Raw genomic sequence first — 16,261 nt, 5'->3', positions numbered from 1 at the left:
ACAGCGGGTCACTTTTGGAAAAGAGCCCCAAAAGTAACCAAAAAGGCTCTTGCCCCACCACTCGGCACCTCGCCTAGGCTCGGTGTGCCCGTAATCCGCCAGTGATTTGGGGGGCCGCCGCCACGCGCCATCCATGGCGCGGGGCTGCTAAACCGGCATCCCTGCCGGTTTACCCCCCAAACCCCTGGCAAATTCCGGCCAGCGTGGTTTGACGGGGCGCCTTAGATCAAGATCAAAAGCAGATCAAGAGCGACTCGCTTCGCATCGTGGTTACTGTTGGTCGTTATTGAGCTGTATATCGGGGCAAATAGGTCAACTGACCCACCGCTATCGCAGGCCAGCTCCCACAGGGGATCGGTGTTTCTAGAGTTGGTTGAGGGGGATCTTCAGGTAGGTCACGCCGTTTTCTTCCGCCGGCGGCAGGTTGCCCGCCCGCACATTTACCTGGATCGCTGGCAGCAATAAGGTCGGCATCCCCAACCCTGCATCGCGAGTGGTGCGCATCTGTACAAACGCCGCTTCATCCACGCCATCATGCACATGAATATTCCCCGCTCTTTGTTCCGCTACGGTCGTTTGGCACTTCGCCTCTCGACCCTCGGGCGGATAGTCATGACACACGTACAACTTGGTGTCCGAAGGGAATGCCAACAGCTTGCGCATCGACGCGTACAACTGCCGCGCATCGCCGCCGGGAAAATCGCAACGGGCGGTGCCGACGTCGGGCATGAACAGTGTGTCGCCCACCAGGATCAAACGGCCGTCGATCAGGTAAGCCATGTCCGCCGGGGTGTGCCCCGGCACATGCAGGGCCTGGGCCTTCAAGTTGCCGATATGAAAGATTTCATCCGGTGCAAACAGGTGATCGAATTGCGAGCCGTCCACGCGAAATTCCGGCTCCAGGTTGAACAGGTTTTTGAACACACCCTGCACCTTGCTGATGGATTCGCCTATCGCGATCTTGCCGCCCAAGGTGCGACGCAGGTAGGGCGCGGCGGACAGATGATCGGCATGAGCGTGGGTTTCCAGCAGCCACTGCACCTGCAAGCCATGCTCGCGCACAAAGGCAATGACCTTGTCGGCCTGGGCGGTATCGGTGCGCCCCGACGCCGGGTCGTAGTTGAGCACTGAGTCGACAATGGCGCAGGCGCCGCCATCGGCTTCATAGACGATATAGGTGTAGGTCGACGATGCGTCATCCAGAAAGGCTTGAATCAACGCTGGCATGGCGGCCGCCTCTGTTAGGAAAAAGTGTTGAAGAAAAAAGTGGTTACAATCAGTTTACGTTTACACATAATGTTTTGAGCTTAAGTGACATAAAGGACCCGAGGCAAATGGAATCTACGTTGAGTGAGGGCGAGGTCGCCCAGTTGCGTGCATCGGCGTCCAAGGCCTGTGCCTTGCTCAAGGCCCTGGCCAATGAAGACCGCTTGTTGATCCTGTGCCAGTTGACCCAGGGCGAGCGCAACGTCGGCGAGCTGGAGGCCCTGACGGGCGTACGCCAGCCCACCCTGTCACAACAGTTGGGCATCTTGCGCGATGAAGGGTTGGTCGCCACCCGTCGGGAAGGCAAATACATTTTCTACGGGCTGGCCAGCCATGAAGTGATTCAAGTGATGAAGACCCTGTCCGGCCTGTATTGCGGCGCGGTCATAAAAAGCTGGGCGTGACGCCATCCGGCAGCGACCCTTGTGTGCATTGACTCAAAAAGGCAGTAGACAATGACCGAACAACACTGGGGACCCACCATCAGTGGCGATATTGTAGTCATCGGCGGCGGCTCGGCAGGCATCGGCCTGCTGGCCAGCCTCCTCAAGCGCGACCCGCAGTTGAACATCATCCTGATCGAACCCAACGACTATCACAGCTACCAACCAGCCTGGACCCTGGTCGGCGGCGGTGCCTACGACCTGCAAAAGACCCGCCGCCCCCTGGCCGATGTGCTGCCCAATGGCGTCAGTTGGGTACAGGCCGCCGTTAGCGAACTGCTGCCCGATGAAAACACCCTGGTGCTCGACAGCGGCCAGCGCGTCACCTGGAAGAACCTCATCGTCTGCCCCGGCCTGCGCCTGGCCTGGGAAAAAATCGAAGGCCTGCAAGACACCCTCGGCCAACACGGTGTCACCTCCAACTACAGCTATGAGCACGCCGCCTACACCTGGCAGTTGGTGCAGCAGCTCAAGGGCGGCAAAGCGTTGTTCACCCAGCCGGCCATGCCGATCAAGTGCGCCGGCGCGCCGCAAAAAGCCATGTACCTGTCCTGCGACCACTGGCTCAAGCAGGGCGACCTCAAACACATCGACGTCGAATTCAACCTGGCTGGCGCTGCGCTGTTTGGCGTGCCAACGTTTGTGCCGCCGCTGATGAAGTACGTCGAAAAATACAACGCTCGCCTGGCGTTCAATTCCAACCTGGTGAGAGTCGACGGCCCGGCGCGCAAAGCCTGGTTTGAAGTCAAAGACGCCGAAGGCAACGCGACGGTCGAAGAGAAAACCTTCGATATGCTCCACGTCGTACCGCCGCAGGTCGCCCCCGATTTTATCCGCGAAAGCCTGCTGGCCGACGCCGCCGGCTGGTGCGAAGTGAACCCCCACAGTCTGCAACACCTGCGCTACCCGCATATCTTCGGCCTGGGCGATGTGTGCGGCACCACCAACGCCAAGACCGCGGCGGCAGTGCGCAAGCAGATCGTGGTGGTGGCCGAGAACCTGCTGGCCCTGCGCAAACAGGCGCCATTGCCGCTCAAATACGACGGCTACGGCTCCTGCCCGCTGACGGTGGAGAAGGGCAAGGTGGTACTGGCCGAGTTCGGCTACGGCGGCAAGCTGTTGCCGACCTTTCCCCTGGACCCGACTCGGGCGCGCCGTTCGATGTGGTTCCTCAAGGCGACATTGCTGCCGTGGTTCTACTGGAATGGCATGCTCAAGGGCCGCGAGTGGCTGACCCGTCTGAGCAAGGTGGACTGAATGCTGCTGGCCAGTGTGTTGGGTGTATTGATGGGCCTGGTCATGGGCCTGACCGGCGCGGGCGGCGGCATCCTCGGGGTGCCGGCGTTGGTGCTGGGGCTGGGGTTGACCATGACCCAGGCCGCGCCGGTGTCGTTGCTCGCGGTGGGCGCGGCGGCGGCAGTGGGGGCCATCGATGGCTTGCGTCATGGCCTGGTGCGTTATCGCGCCGCAATATTGATTGCCTTGCTCGGTGCGCTGTTTTCGCCGTTGGGGGTGTTTGTCGCTCACCAGTTGCCGGAACACCTGCTGATGGGGTTGTTCAGTGCATTGATGATGCTGGTGGCCTGGCGCATGTTGCAGCGCGAAAAGGTCGAGGCCGGGCCGAGTGATCACGGCACCGCGTCGTGGGGCCAGAAGAATTGCATGCTCAACCAGCAGACCGGACGCCTGGCCTGGACCACCAAATGCACGGCCACCCTGGCCGCGCTGGGCGCAGTGACTGGCGCGGTGTCGGGGCTGCTCGGCGTGGGCGGCGGTTTCCTGATCGTACCGGCATTCAAGCAACTGACCGATGTGCAGATGCGTGGGATCGTCGCCACGTCGTTGATGGTGATCAGCTTGATTTCGCTGATTGGCGTCGCCGGCGCGTTTCATGCCGGGGTCAGCATCGAACCGATGGGCTGGATGTTTATTGGCGCGAGCATCGTCGGCATGTTGGCGGGCAGGCGGTTGTGTACGGTAATCCGGGCGCGCACTTTGCAGGTGGGTTTTGCCAGCCTGTGTGTGTTGGTAGCGATTGGAATGCTATTGAGGGCGTTGCTCTGACCCTGTGCCGGCGATCAGTGCGATTGTCGCCCATTGCCAGTGAAGAAGGGCTTTTTGCCTAGTCAGCAGGGCTTCAACATCAGCAAGCAATGATGCACGGGGCGAGCCGCGTACTGTCACGAAATGTCGTATTTGGGCAGGAACCTCCCTATTGAGCTTTGACACTCAGTGAACGGCCGCAAGCGCTGACACGCGCTTTTGCCGGGATGATTCTTTGACCATGGACAGGTTGCTTTTTATGACAAGCATTGCCGCCGCACGCACGCATTCTTCGCATCTACTGCCTACCGTTGAAAATCAGTCAGCGCCTGCGACCGACACCGTCGACACCGCGATGACGCCCCAGCGCCCCAGCCAAGATGTGCCGTTACCCAGCAGCCCGGTTCCCCCGCTGGGTAATCTGGGAGGGGCGTTATCCTGGCCGATGCCCTTGAACGCAGACGAACAACGGCGCTTGCGTCTTATCACGATGAGTCACGCCCACCATCTGGGCGATCAGCCGTTGGTGATGCAAACCAAGGGCGGTGTGCTGGAGTTCCTGCGTTATCGCCAACCCCTTCCGGCATCGGTGCAGAACGACCCTGCCAAGATGCTCGAGGCGCTGGTCCGTTCCCCGCAGGGACAACTGATGGGCAAAGCGCTGCAACAAAGAATGCAAGGCATTGATAGCGAAAGCAGCGTGACCGATTACCTGCTGGCAAGCATCGCGTTGCAGATGGACCCTGAATCGATCACCGCGCCTGATCGCCACACAATAGCCGGCTTCGATCTGGCCAGTGACAAATACTGGGGCCACCACCCCGCTGCAGTCGTGGATGGCCTGGCTGAACACTTAAGCAGCACTGGCAAAACCAGCGTCGCGCTGGCAAAAGTTGGTGCTTACCTGTTACTGGCCAAGTCGACTCCACAGTTTCTGATTAAAGACATTCCCCCGAATGTGAAGATCGGTAGCCTGGCATGGGCCAGCCTGACGATTGCGGCAATGACGATCGAGGCGCAGACGCCGGGCAAAGTCCCCGGCATGACGTTTGCCCAGGTCATGAGCGGGGCCGAAGAGGCGCGGCGGGTTGACCCAGCGGTTACCCAAACGGCACAAACGGCCGCTTTGCTGGATTGGGCAATCGCGAGTGGCGTGCTTGCAAAGAAAAATGATGGCGACTATCTCCCTGCACAACTTGAATCGGTAAAAACCGCATTCAACGCGCAGTTGGATACTCGGCTCACTGCCTCCCAGGCACTGGACACAGCATTGCCCACGCGAAAAGAGATCGCACTGGCCAAGCTCAAGGAACGATTTGGCGACCTTGGCGCATTTTTCGAAGAGAAAGTGTTCGCTGTTGATCAGCACTACGTGGTGATTGAAGGGGGGGTACATTCGCTATTGGATGTCGCCATGAACGACTGGCTCGAATCCAGACCCTTCAAGGCACATGAGCCCAGCAGTTCACTCAAGGCCAATGACCTGCGCAGGGTGCTGACGACGTTGAACGCCAACCCGCAGTTTGGTGTGCCGGCTGAATTCGAGAAGCAGTTCAACCTGGCCATCGAGGAAAAAAAGGCCGCCGTCAATACAACGGTCAGGCACATGATCTCGCAACTACCCTTGGAGGATCGCAAGCACTTCGAGTTTGGAAAAATCAGCTTTTTCCAAGAAGGCTCATACGTCATGGATGGTCATTTTAATAATACGTATGATCAAAACAGACCGGGACTGCTGGTCAAAACTGAGCTGCTCGGCAAGTCCCAAGCCTATGTAATCGACTTCAATAAAGGCACGATTGAAAGGGCGGGCCTGTACGACGCGAGGATTAAGCGTTCTGAGGTGGCCAACAAAGTTTTTACCACTAAAGCGTTCACACCTCGTTATCAAGCCGCTGATCTCGGTCGTGAGCGCCCGCTGAATCACTCACTCTGGGATAGCTTTACCAGCACTCGATCCCATGGGATTGCCACGGCCTTTGTTCAACACCTGGAGCTCGACGACCCTGCGATCAAACAGCAAGCCCGCGGGCAGACCGCCTTGGACAAGGCCAACGCGCAGTTGAGCGAGTTTTTGTTAAACCTGATCCCGTTCAGGTCCGCCATTGTCAATTTTCAAAATGGCAAGTACGGCGACGGGACTTTCGATCTCTTACTGGATGTGTTCGGCTTTCTTACCGCCGGCACCGCTACCTCCGGCAAATTGCTCAAGGTCGGCCGTTCTGCGCTTTCCGCAGGGGCCAGGGCATTGAAAGCGGCCAAGGTCATCGGCGTGGCAACCATTGAGGTGCTCAACCCTGTGGGTGGCGTCGGTGATCTGGTCAAGCTTGCGGGCAATGGCGGCCTTTATCTGCTCTCCAAAGGGGCCAAAGCCGTCAACAAACTCAGGGGCGCCAACGGCAGCTACGACGTGTTGAAGGCGACCAGCAGGCAGTATGACGCTGCGGCAACAGGGGTGGTGAAGGTGGCCGAGCAGACGGTGGAAGGCGCCGCCGTGCTCAAGAACGGCCATTGGTATGCGTTTGATGCCGACACGATGCGACCTTATGGCAGCCCGCTCGAAGAGTTCAGGATCGCGACCCGGGCCGTCGCCGGTGAGGTGGACACAGCACACATTGATGAGCTGAGTGAGCTGCGCCATGAGCTGTTCGGGCACTTCAAAGTGCCAGACACCAACATTGCGGGGCTGTCACGCAACAGTCAGGGTGTGTACGTGGCGGCCGATGGGCACTTGTCGCACATACGCCATACCGACAGCAGCGGTGAAACAGCGGTGTACGAGGTCCGGCAGGTTTCCCGTACGGAGGATGGTGTTGTGCAGGCGCGGGTGTATCACAACAACCGGCAAACCGAATTGCTGGTCCAGCATGTACAGGGGGATCAGTGGCAGCGCCTGGGGAGCAAGGGCGGGGTGATCATAGACGCCGATCATCTCCGGGCATGGACAGCGCTGCCCCTTCAAGAGCAGCAAAGGATCACTGTCAAGGGTTTCGCCAGGCAACATAAACTTCACCCCCCGACCTTCGAGTATTACCTGGATGGCAGCGGTGGTTTGAGCGTTGCGGGCAAGATCGTACATGATCGACCTAAGGGGACACCGACGATTCCGATCACAACCGCTCACCTCCTTGAATGGCAAGGGATGACACAGCAGGTACGCGACATGGTCACCCTGCAGGGGTTCGCCGGTCGGTACAATCTTGATTTAGGTAGTTTTCGAATCCACGCACGGCAAGATGGAAGTAGGGGGCCCGCCGCTGAAGCGCTATTTTTCACGGCGGCCGGCGGTATCTATACCAAAATTACCGACATGCATTTACTGCAATGGAGCCAGCTTGCCCAGCAGCCAGGCAATAAAGTCACACCAGCGGCTTTTAGGGCTCAACACAATCTCAGTCCGTTAGAATGGTCCTGGACCGTTCGAGTCGATGGGACCCTTACCCAGGATTCGGTGCGACGTGCCGGTCGTGTTCAACCCGCCATTCCATCCACGGGCACGAGTACGGGCACTACCGCGGTCCCGACTCGAAAGCGGCCCGCTTCCGACTCCGTTGATCCACCGCAAGAGGAAGCTCTGGACCTGTCGACGCCCCGCTCCCCAGATGCACAGACACCTGGGCCATCTTCGGCCGTCTCGCCCGTCGTTATCAAGGTAGAAGCCAGCGACTTCCCGACCTTACCTCGCCATCAGATCGATAACACACTGCCGATTCTGCAGGACCCGGCGAACCCCAGGGTCAGCTTGACCCAATCACTTGAAGGCCCCATCGAGGACATCCGCATCGCCTACTGGAATGGCGTACTTGACGGGCTTGATAGCCCGACAAAAGCGCGTGTCTCAGCCCAAATCAAAGCGTCGATCAAGGACTGGCTGCGGACCGAAGGCCAGCACCAGGCTCGGTTTGATGAAGCCTTGGAAGTGGTCACACCGCTGGACGATGGTGGACCGACTCGCGGCGCGTCGGTGTGGGCGCGGCGCGATATTCCCCAATATGAAGTGCTTGGCCCGTATGCAGGCAAATATCACCCAAACGAGGCGTCGTTGTTCGAGGAGCAACGCAAGCAAGGTTCGCGGGCTGTATTGACTTACCTGTTCGGTACTCGTTCGGGCACGCGGACGGTGAGTGGGTTGCACACGGGAAACACTCTGAGCCTGATCAATACCTCGCAACTGGGCAATGGGCCGGCGTGGATGTCCAACAATGTCGTGTCCATCGCGGTCGGGAAAAACCTGACGTTCTATGTGGCGCTCAAGGACATCAAGAAAGGAGAAGAGTTATTGTTGGACTATGGACCGCTCTATAAACCTGTACCTGATATAGCGATCAAGCCGGATCCTGATAGCTGAATTCAAGGGCGCGATGCCCGTCTGAGGAGCAATTGCGCCCTTGGCATGGCAAGATAAACGCTGCTCGGGGTTTACTACGGCTTGAGTAGCGGATTCACCGACCTTGCACGTCGGCTCACCAAGGTCACCGAATGGATAAATACACCCCCCACACCTGGCAGCCCCACGAGCGGCCGAGCCTGCCTGGCTCGCCGTCGACGCCGCTGCACCCTACGCATAAGCGCTGGCTCTTCGCGATGGTCGGCGTGCTGGTGGCAATCACCGGCGGCTTGGGTAACGCCCTGGTCATCGCCAACCTGCAATACCTGCAAGGCGCCCTGGGCGCGACCACCGCGGAAATGGCCTGGCTGCCCGCTGCCTATGTAATGACCAACGTGTGCATGAACCTGCTGCTGGTGAAGTTTCGCCAACAGTTCGGCCTGCGCGCGTTTACCGAGGTGTTCCTGGTGCTCTACGCGCTGGTGACCTTCGGCCACTTGTTCGTCAATGACCTCAGTTCGGCGATTGCGGTACGGGCCGCTCACGGCATGGTGGGTGCGGCGCTGAGTTCGTTGGGCTTGTACTACATGATCCAGGCATTCCCGGCCAAGTGGCGGTTGAAAGCTTTGGTGTTGGGGCTGGGTACCGCGCAATTGGCGTTACCGCTGGCGCGGCTGTTCTCCGAAGACTTGCTGCAGATTGCCGAGTGGCGCGGGTTATACCTGTTCGAACTGGGCCTGGCGTTGATCTGCCTGGGCTGCGTGTTCCTGCTCAAGCTGCCGCCGGGCGATCGCTTCAAAACCTTTGAAAAACTCGATTTTCTAACCTTTGCCATCCTTGCCAGCGGCGTAGCCTTGCTCTGTGCGGTGCTGTCCCTGGGGCGCATCGACTGGTGGCTGGAAGCGCCGTGGATCGGCGTAGCCTCGGCCTGCTCCCTGGTGCTGATCATGGCGGGGCTGGCCATCGAGCATAACCGCAGCAACCCGATGCTGATGACGCGCTGGCTGGGCAGCGGCGTGATGATTCGCCTGGCGTTGGCGGTGGTGCTGATTCGCATGGTGCTGTCCGAGCAGTCCACTGGTGCGGTGGGGTTCATGCAGATGTTGAACATGAGCTACCAGCAGATGCACACCCTGTACGTGGTGATGCTGGCCGGGGCGATTGCCGGGCTGGTGGTCAGCGCGTTGACGATCAACCCGGCGCACTTGCTGATGCCGCTGATCATCTCCCTGGCGCTGATGGCGACCGGTTCCGTGATGGACAGTTTTTCCAGCAACCTGACCCGCCCGCAGAACCTCTATATCAGCCAGTTCCTGCTAGGCTTTGGCGGCACATTCTTCCTCGGGCCGACCATGGTGCTGGGCACCAAAAACGTACTGACCAACCCGCGCAACCTGGTGAGCTTCTCGGTGATGTTCGGGATCTGCCAGAACCTCGGCGGCCTGATCGGCGCGGCGTTGCTGGGCACCTTTCAGATCGTGCGCGAGAAGTATCATTCGAGCATGATCGTCGAGCACCTGAACCTGATCGATCCGCTTGTGGCGGCGCGGGTGCAGAGTGGTGGGGCGGCTTATGGCAAGATCGTCGCCGACCCGGAACTGCGCAACCTCATGGGCATCCGCAGCCTGGCTACGGCGGCCACCCGTGAGGCGAACGTCATGGCTTATAACGATGTCTTCATGCTGATCGCGATTATCGCGATCCTGACCATGCTGTGGATCTTCACCCGCAGCCTGTGGCTGATGAGCACTACCAAGGCAACTCCTCCTGTTCAACCCAGCGGCGCGACTTCATGACTGAACCTTCAACCACCACCACGACCGCCATTGCCGCCACGCCGGAAGGCAGCACGCCACCGGGCGCGGTGCCCACCCAATTGCGGCCCTTGCGCGTGCGGATCATCTCGTCCCTGGGCTTTGCCGCCATCGCCATCATCGGTGTGCTGATCGTGCTGTACGCCTGGCAACTGCCGCCGTTCAGCAGCGCGGTGGAAACCACCGAAAACGCCCTGGTGCGTGGGCAGGTGACGATTATCGGCCCGCAGCTCAGCGGCTATGTGTTCGAAGTGCCGGTGCAGGACTTCCAGTACGTCAAGACCGGCGACCTGCTGGTGCGCCTGGACGACCGTATCTACAAGCAGCGCCTCGACCAGGCCCTGGCGCAACTGGCGGTGCAGAAGGCCTCGTTGGCCAATGTGGTGCAGCAGCGCAACAGCGCCGAAGCGACTATCAAGCTGCGCCAGGCCGCGCTGGTCGACAGCCAGGCCCAGGCACGCAAGAGCACTGCGGATTTGCGCCGCAATGAAGAACTGATCAGCGATGGTTCGGTGTCCAAACGCGAACTGGACGTGACCCGTGCCGCCAACGCGCAGACCATCGCTGCCGTGGCCCAGGCCCAGGCCAGCCTGGAAATTGCCCGCCAGGATTTGCAGACGGTGATCGTCAACCGCGGCTCCCTGGAGGCAGCTGTCGCGAGCGCCGAGGCGGCGGTAGAACTGGCGCGCATCGACCTGTCCAATACCCGCATCACGGCGCCACGGGATGGTCAGCTCGGGCAGATCGGCGTGCGCCTGGGCGCTTATGTCAATTCCGGCGCGCAACTGATGGCCCTGGTGCCCAAGCAGTTGTGGGTGATTGCCAATATGAAAGAAACCCAGATGGACAATGTGCAGGTCGGCCAGCCGGTGACGTTCACCGTGGATGCGCTGAACCACCGCAAATTCCATGGCACGGTTCAGCATATTTCCCCGGCGACCGGTTCCGAGTTCAGCCTGTTGCAGGCGGACAACGCCACCGGCAACTTCGTCAAGATCGCCCAGCGGGTACCCGTGCGCATCACCGTGGACCCGGACCAGGCCGAGAGTGAGCGCTTGCGGCCGGGGTTGTCGGTGGTGGTGAGTATCGACACGGCGGGGCGCTTGAAAAACAGCCCACCCTGACTGTAGGCGCGAGCGTGCTCGCGAAAAACGTCAACGATAACGCGTGTTTCCTGAATGAACGCGGCGCCTGTGAGTTTTTCGCGAGCAAGCTCGCTCCTACAGTTCAGGCAAGCCGGCTCCCACCCTGTATTTCAGGTGGAATTTGGCCTTGCTCCAGCAGCTCAAGGCCAGGCTTGCCCGGCAGGTGATGGGCATTCACCGGATGACTCACCGGTTCGATGCAGAAAAACTCCAACCCCGACGGGCAGTACAGCAGAAGCCGTTACCCACCAGCCCCTCTGGCAATCCTTTGAGTTGCCGCAAATCCCAGGCTTCGGGAATTGATGGCCTGCTCATTGCTGTGCCGCAACAGAGGCTGGCGCCGATGGCGGGGCGAGCACCAGTTGGGAGAATTGATCAGTTAGCTCAATCACGATTGACCTGCCTCATGAAGTCAAAACAAACACTGAGGATTCAAGTGTGGGAGCTGGCTTGCCTGCGATAGCGACCTGTCAGTCAATGCATCCGTGACTGATACACCGCTATCGCCGGCAAGCCAGCTCCCACATTGGTTCGTCTTTGTTTCTGAAAGAGGGTTTACAGCACCAAATGGGGCAACCACAGCGACAACGCCGGGATATAGGTCACCGCCATAAGCACCAAGAACAACACCGCATAAAACGGCAGCAGTGCCTTCACGGTTTTCTCGATACTGGTCTTGCCCACCGCCGCACCAACGAACAGCACCGCGCCCACCGGCGGGGTAATCAGGCCGATGCCCAGGTTCACCAGCATGATCATGCCAAAGTGCACCGGGTCGACGCCGATGCCCAGGATCACCGGCATCAGGATGGGTGTGAGGATCAGAATCAACGGCGCCATGTCCATCACCGTGCCGAGCAACAACAGCATGACGTTGATGCACATCAGGATCACGTAGCGGTTGTCCGACAGGGTCAGGAACAGCGTGGTGATCTTCGCCGGGATCTGCATCAGGGTCATGATGTAGCCGAAGCTGGCAGCGAAGGCGATCAGGATCATCACGATGGAAATGGTGCGCACCGTGCGATGCATCAGCTTGGGCAGCTCGCGCCATTTGTAGTCGCGGTAGATGAACATGGTCACGAAGAATGCCCACAACACCGCAATCGCCGCCGACTCGGTAGCGGTGAAAATGCCCGAGAGGATGCCGCCCAGGATGATCACCATGGCCATCAAGCCCCAGAGCGCGTCGGCGGCGATCTTCAGCGCCTGCTTCAAGGGGATGACTTCGCCTTTGGGGTAGTCGCGCTTTTTCGCGAAGATCAGGCACAGCACCATCAGGCACGCGCTCATCAACAGGCCCGGCACCACGCCGGCCATGAACAGCGAGGCGATGGAAACCGTGCCGCCGGCCGCCAGGGAGTACAGCACCGAGTTATGGCTGGGCGGCGTCAGCAGCGCTTGCACCGAACCGCTGACGGTCACTGCGGTGGCGAATTCGCGCGGATAACCACGCCGTTCCATTTCCGGAATCAGCACCGAGCCGACCGAGGCGGTATCGGCCACGGATGAACCGGAAATCGCGCCAAAAAACGTCGAGGCCATGATGTTGACCAGTGACAACCCACCGCGCACAAAGCCCACCAGCACTCCAGCAAAGGCCACCAGGCGCCGCGACATGCCGCCCTCGGCCATGATCGCCCCGGCCAGCACGAAGAACGGAATCGCCATCAGCGAAAACTTGTTCACCCCACCGGCAATCTGAATCATCAGGGCCTGGAACGGGATGTCGATCCACCACGCGCCAATCAACGCCGACAGCCCCAACGCATAGGCCACCGGCATGCCGATCAGGATCAAGGCAATAAAGCTGCCCAATAGAATCAATGCGTCCATATCAGGCGGCCCCTTCGTTTTCTTCAACCACATCGAAACGCACCACCTTGCGGTTGCTCTGGTCACCGAGCAGCAGCTTTTCGACCACGAACACCAGGGTCAGCACGCCGCCAATCGGGATCGGCATGTAAGTGATGCCCACGCGCAGGGTAGGGATGGCGCTCATGAATTGGTTCCAGGTGGACAGGCATAGCTTGGTGCCCCAAATCGTCATGAATACGCAGATGGTGCCCATCAGCAGTTGCGAGAGAATGCCGACGAGACGGCGTTGGGCAGGTGGCAAACGATCAGTGACCATCGCCACCGACATATGCGCGCCGGCACGATAACTGGCGGCGGCGCCAATAAAGGTGAACACCAGCATCAGCAGGATGGCGGTGGGCTCCGGCCAGCTGGAACCGGTGCCGAGGACATAGCGGGCGAAGATACCCCAGGGAATGATCAAGGCGACTCCCAGGACCGAAAGGCCGGCGACCCAGATGCAGGTCATGTAGAGGCGGTCGTTGAAGCGCAGCAGTAAAGTCTTCATGGCGTTCACCGTGACCGGGCGCGTCGATGCAAACCGCGCCGGGCCTTATGCAGGGCAGGGGAGGTTATTGAACCGCGTCGATGCGCTTGATCATGTCTGCATACGGCGCACCGTACTTGGCACGCACCTGGGCGGTGGCCTCATAGAAGGGCTTTTTGTCGACCGTGATGAACTCCACGCCGGCCTTCTTGAGTTTCTCTTCACTGCTGGCGGACTTGGCGTCCCAGAGCACGCGCTCATCGGCCTGGGCGGCTTTGGCTGCGGTCTTGACCATGTCTTGCTGGGCGGGATTGAGCTTGTTCCAGGTGATTTTCGACATCACGATGGGCTCGGGCAGGATCAGGTGTTCGGTGAGGGTGTAGTACTTGGCGTTCTGGAAATGGTTGTGTTCCAGCAAGGTCGGCGGGTTGTTTTCCGCGCCGTCGATGACCCCGGTCTGCAGGGCGCTGAAGATCTCGCCGGTGTCCATGGCAATACCGTTGGCGCCCATGGCGTTGAAGGCTTCGATGAAGATCGGGTTGCCTTGCACGCGGATCTTCATGCCCTTGAGGTCTTCGATTTTGCGCACCGGCTTCTTGGTGTAGAGGTTGCGCGTGCCGCCATCCATCCAGGCCAGGGCCACCAGGCCGAATTCGGAGTCGGTGATTTTGGCGAGGATCTCGTCGCCGATCTCGCCATCGATGACCTTGCGCATATGCGCCTGGTCGCGGAACACGAACGGCAGGTTGAACACGTTCACGTCCGGTACCACCGGGCCGACGATGCCGAGGCTGACGCGGGTCATCTGTACGGCGCCGACCTGGGCCTGTTCGACCACTTCCTTCTCGGAGCCCAGCACGCCGCCGGGGAAGTACTTGAAGGTCAGTTCGCCGTTGCTCGCCTTGGTCAGGGCCTTGCCCATGTTCTCTTCGGCGACCACGGTGGGGTAGCCGGCGGGGTGGATGTCGGCGAACTTGATTTCCAGCGCGTGGGCGGCGCTGCTGAGGGTGAAAATTGCAGCGGCGAGCAAGGTGCGTTTGAAGTCCATGGAAGTCACTCCTGTCTTGTTATTGTTGTATTCAAGGCACAGCGATTAAGCGATGAAGTGGGGTTCTGGCAGCCCTTGGACGCCGGGGTTGAGGGCGAACACGCCGCCGGACAGCGACTGTTCACTCGGGTCGTCACGGATGGAGGTGACGTACAGAGTGTCCAGGCGGCTGCCACCGAAGGCGCACATGGTGGGTTTTTTCACGGGCACGCTCAGGGAACGGTCCAGGCGGCCGTCGGGGCTGAAACGGTGAATCAGTCCGGCGTCGTTGGCGCAGATCCAGTAGCCGCCCTCGGCGTCCACGGCTGCACCGTCGGGACGTCCGGGGAAGTTGTTCATATCAATGAACAGGCGGCGGTTGGACGGTGTGCCGGTCTCGATGTCGTAGTCGAACGCCCAGACCTTTTGCACCTTCGGGTGCGAATCGGAAGCGTACATCGTGCGGCCATCGGGGCTGAAAGCCAGGCCGTTGAGGGTGATGAACCCGTCCAGTTGCGCGTGGGGCGCGGCCCCGGACCCATAGCGATAAAGGACGCCCTCGGCGGCGTTCAAACTCATGTCCAGCACCATGCTGCCGGCCCAGAAACGGCCCTGGCGATCGCAGCGGCCATCGTTCAAACGCATGTCCTTGCGCGAATGCTCGATGCTGGCCAGCGGCGTGGTGTCGAGGCTGCCGTCGTTGTGGGGCGTGAGTTGGAAGAAGCCGGTTTGCATGCCGGCGACCCAATTGCCTGTGTCGGTGCGCGCAATACAGGCCAGCATTTGCGGGGCTTTCCACGCCGCGAGGTGACCGGTGGCGGCGTTCCAGCGTTGCAAGCCACCGTTGGGGATATCCACCCAATACAGGGCGTTTTCTTGCGCTACCCACACCGGGCATTCGCCCACGGCATTGCGGGCATCGACAATCAATTCAGCAGGCATAGTCATTCCCTTGGGTTGCTGGGCACTCAGTCACCGAACGGCCCCGCCGCGCAGAACGCACCGCCCTGGTAGACCTTGGCTGGGTCATCGGCGGCCACGGGCGGCTGGGCTTCGACCTGGGCGCGGAACACTTCGGAGCTGTCCTTGGGCGCAAAGCCCAGGTGCGCGGCGTAGCGGTTGTCCCACCAGGTATCGAGGTTGGCCGACATGCCGTACACCACGGTATGGCCGACGTTGGGCGTGTACAGCGCGCGTTCGAGCAGTTGGGTCAGGTCGTCGAAACTCAGCCAGGTGTGCATCATCCGGCGGTTCTGCGGTTGCGGGAACGAGGAGCCGATACGAATGCTCACGGTCTCGATGCCATAACGGTCGAAGTAGAAACTGGCCATGTCTTCGCCGTAGGACTTGGACAGGCCGTAGTAACTGTCCGGGCGGCGCGGGGAGTGGGCGTCGAGTTGTTCGCCCTGCTTGTAGAAACCGATCACGTGGTTGGAACTGGCGAAGATCACCCGCTTGACCCCGTGGCGGCGGGCGGCTTCGTAGATATGGAAAATGCCACTGATGTTCGCGCCGAGCACCTCTTCGAACGAGCGCTCCACCGACACGCCGCCAAAGTGCAGGATGGCGTCGACGCCCTCTACCAGCTGGTGCACGGCGTGTTTGTCGGCCAGGTCGCAGGTTTGTACCTCTTCGCGAGCATCGGTGGCGGGGGCCATTTCAGCGATATCCGAAAGGCGCAGCACCTGGGCATAAGGACGCATGCGTTCACGCAGGACTTTGCCCAGGCCGCCAGCGGCACCGGTGAGTAACAGGCGGTTGAAGGGAGCGGGGGTGGTGGTGGTCATGGGCCTTCCAGATTTTTGTTGTAGGTTGTCGTATGACTATAGGGAAATAGTGTTAGGGATTCCTG

At 60.2% G+C, this 16,261-nt stretch carries 12 protein-coding genes and 1 pseudogene; 6 read left to right on the top strand and 7 right to left on the bottom strand.

Going from position 1 to position 16,261, the window contains the following annotated elements; all coding sequences use genetic code 11:
* Positions 1 to 363 precede the first annotated feature (363 nt).
* Positions 364 to 1,227, bottom strand: a complete 864-nt coding sequence (locus tag ODQ19_RS12615; protein ID WP_330210187.1) for an MBL fold metallo-hydrolase — start codon at positions 1,225 to 1,227, stop codon at positions 364 to 366.
* A 107-nt stretch (positions 1,228 to 1,334) separates the two neighbouring features.
* Here ODQ19_RS12615 and ODQ19_RS12610 point away from each other — a divergent pair, with 107 nt between their 5' ends.
* From ODQ19_RS12610 to ODQ19_RS12585, 6 genes are all read left to right on the top strand, one after another.
* Entirely contained in the window at positions 1,335 to 1,670 is a 336-nt protein-coding gene (locus tag ODQ19_RS12610) for an ArsR/SmtB family transcription factor (protein ID WP_003174875.1), read from the top strand.
* A gap of 51 nt (positions 1,671 to 1,721) precedes the next feature.
* A complete protein-coding gene (locus tag ODQ19_RS12605) occupies positions 1,722 to 2,966 on the top strand; it encodes an NAD(P)/FAD-dependent oxidoreductase (protein ID WP_116665756.1) in 1,245 nt (414 codons plus the stop codon).
* Complete coding sequence (locus tag ODQ19_RS12600) at positions 2,967 to 3,773, top strand: sulfite exporter TauE/SafE family protein (RefSeq protein ID WP_116665757.1); 807 nt, start codon at positions 2,967 to 2,969, stop codon at positions 3,771 to 3,773. It abuts the gene before it with no gap.
* A 238-nt stretch (positions 3,774 to 4,011) separates the two neighbouring features.
* A complete protein-coding gene (locus ODQ19_RS12595; protein ID WP_330210186.1) occupies positions 4,012 to 8,100 on the top strand; it encodes an SET domain-containing protein-lysine N-methyltransferase in 4,089 nt (1,362 codons plus the stop codon).
* A 131-nt stretch (positions 8,101 to 8,231) separates the two neighbouring features.
* A complete protein-coding gene (locus ODQ19_RS12590) occupies positions 8,232 to 9,875 on the top strand; it encodes an MFS transporter (RefSeq protein WP_330210185.1) in 1,644 nt (547 codons plus the stop codon).
* Positions 9,872 to 11,017, top strand: a complete 1,146-nt coding sequence (locus tag ODQ19_RS12585; protein WP_003192298.1) for an HlyD family secretion protein — start codon at positions 9,872 to 9,874, stop codon at positions 11,015 to 11,017. Before ODQ19_RS12590 ends, ODQ19_RS12585 begins: the two co-directional genes overlap by 4 nt.
* Before the next feature lie 103 nt (positions 11,018 to 11,120).
* On the opposite strand, the pseudogene ODQ19_RS12580 reads toward ODQ19_RS12585, so the two are convergent.
* From ODQ19_RS12580 to ODQ19_RS12555, 6 genes and pseudogenes are all read right to left on the bottom strand, one after another.
* A pseudogene (locus ODQ19_RS12580) lies at positions 11,121 to 11,338 on the bottom strand (hypothetical protein); the annotation flags it as partial.
* Between the two features lie 255 nt (positions 11,339 to 11,593).
* Entirely contained in the window at positions 11,594 to 12,874 is a 1,281-nt protein-coding gene (locus ODQ19_RS12575; RefSeq protein ID WP_116665759.1) for a TRAP transporter large permease, read from the bottom strand.
* A 1-nt stretch (position 12,875) separates the two neighbouring features.
* The gene (locus ODQ19_RS12570; RefSeq protein ID WP_116665760.1) at positions 12,876 to 13,403 is read right to left on the bottom strand and encodes a TRAP transporter small permease; all 528 of its coding nucleotides are present in this window, start codon (positions 13,401 to 13,403) and stop codon (positions 12,876 to 12,878) included.
* 64 nt (positions 13,404 to 13,467) lie between these two features.
* Entirely contained in the window at positions 13,468 to 14,430 is a 963-nt protein-coding gene (locus tag ODQ19_RS12565) for a TRAP transporter substrate-binding protein (protein ID WP_330210184.1), read from the bottom strand.
* A 45-nt stretch (positions 14,431 to 14,475) separates the two neighbouring features.
* Entirely contained in the window at positions 14,476 to 15,351 is an 876-nt protein-coding gene (locus ODQ19_RS12560) for an SMP-30/gluconolactonase/LRE family protein (protein ID WP_116665762.1), read from the bottom strand.
* 26 nt (positions 15,352 to 15,377) lie between these two features.
* Complete coding sequence (locus tag ODQ19_RS12555) at positions 15,378 to 16,196, bottom strand: NAD-dependent epimerase/dehydratase family protein (RefSeq protein WP_330210183.1); 819 nt, start codon at positions 16,194 to 16,196, stop codon at positions 15,378 to 15,380.
* Positions 16,197 to 16,261 lie beyond the last annotated feature (65 nt).

The organism is Pseudomonas sp. AM4(2022), from assembly GCF_036346515.1.
In the GTDB taxonomy this organism is placed as follows: Bacteria; Pseudomonadota; Gammaproteobacteria; order Pseudomonadales; family Pseudomonadaceae; genus Aquipseudomonas; species Aquipseudomonas paracarnis.
The sequence above is the reverse complement of the archived record's forward strand: the minus strand, read 5'-3'. Positions and strand labels throughout refer to the sequence as shown.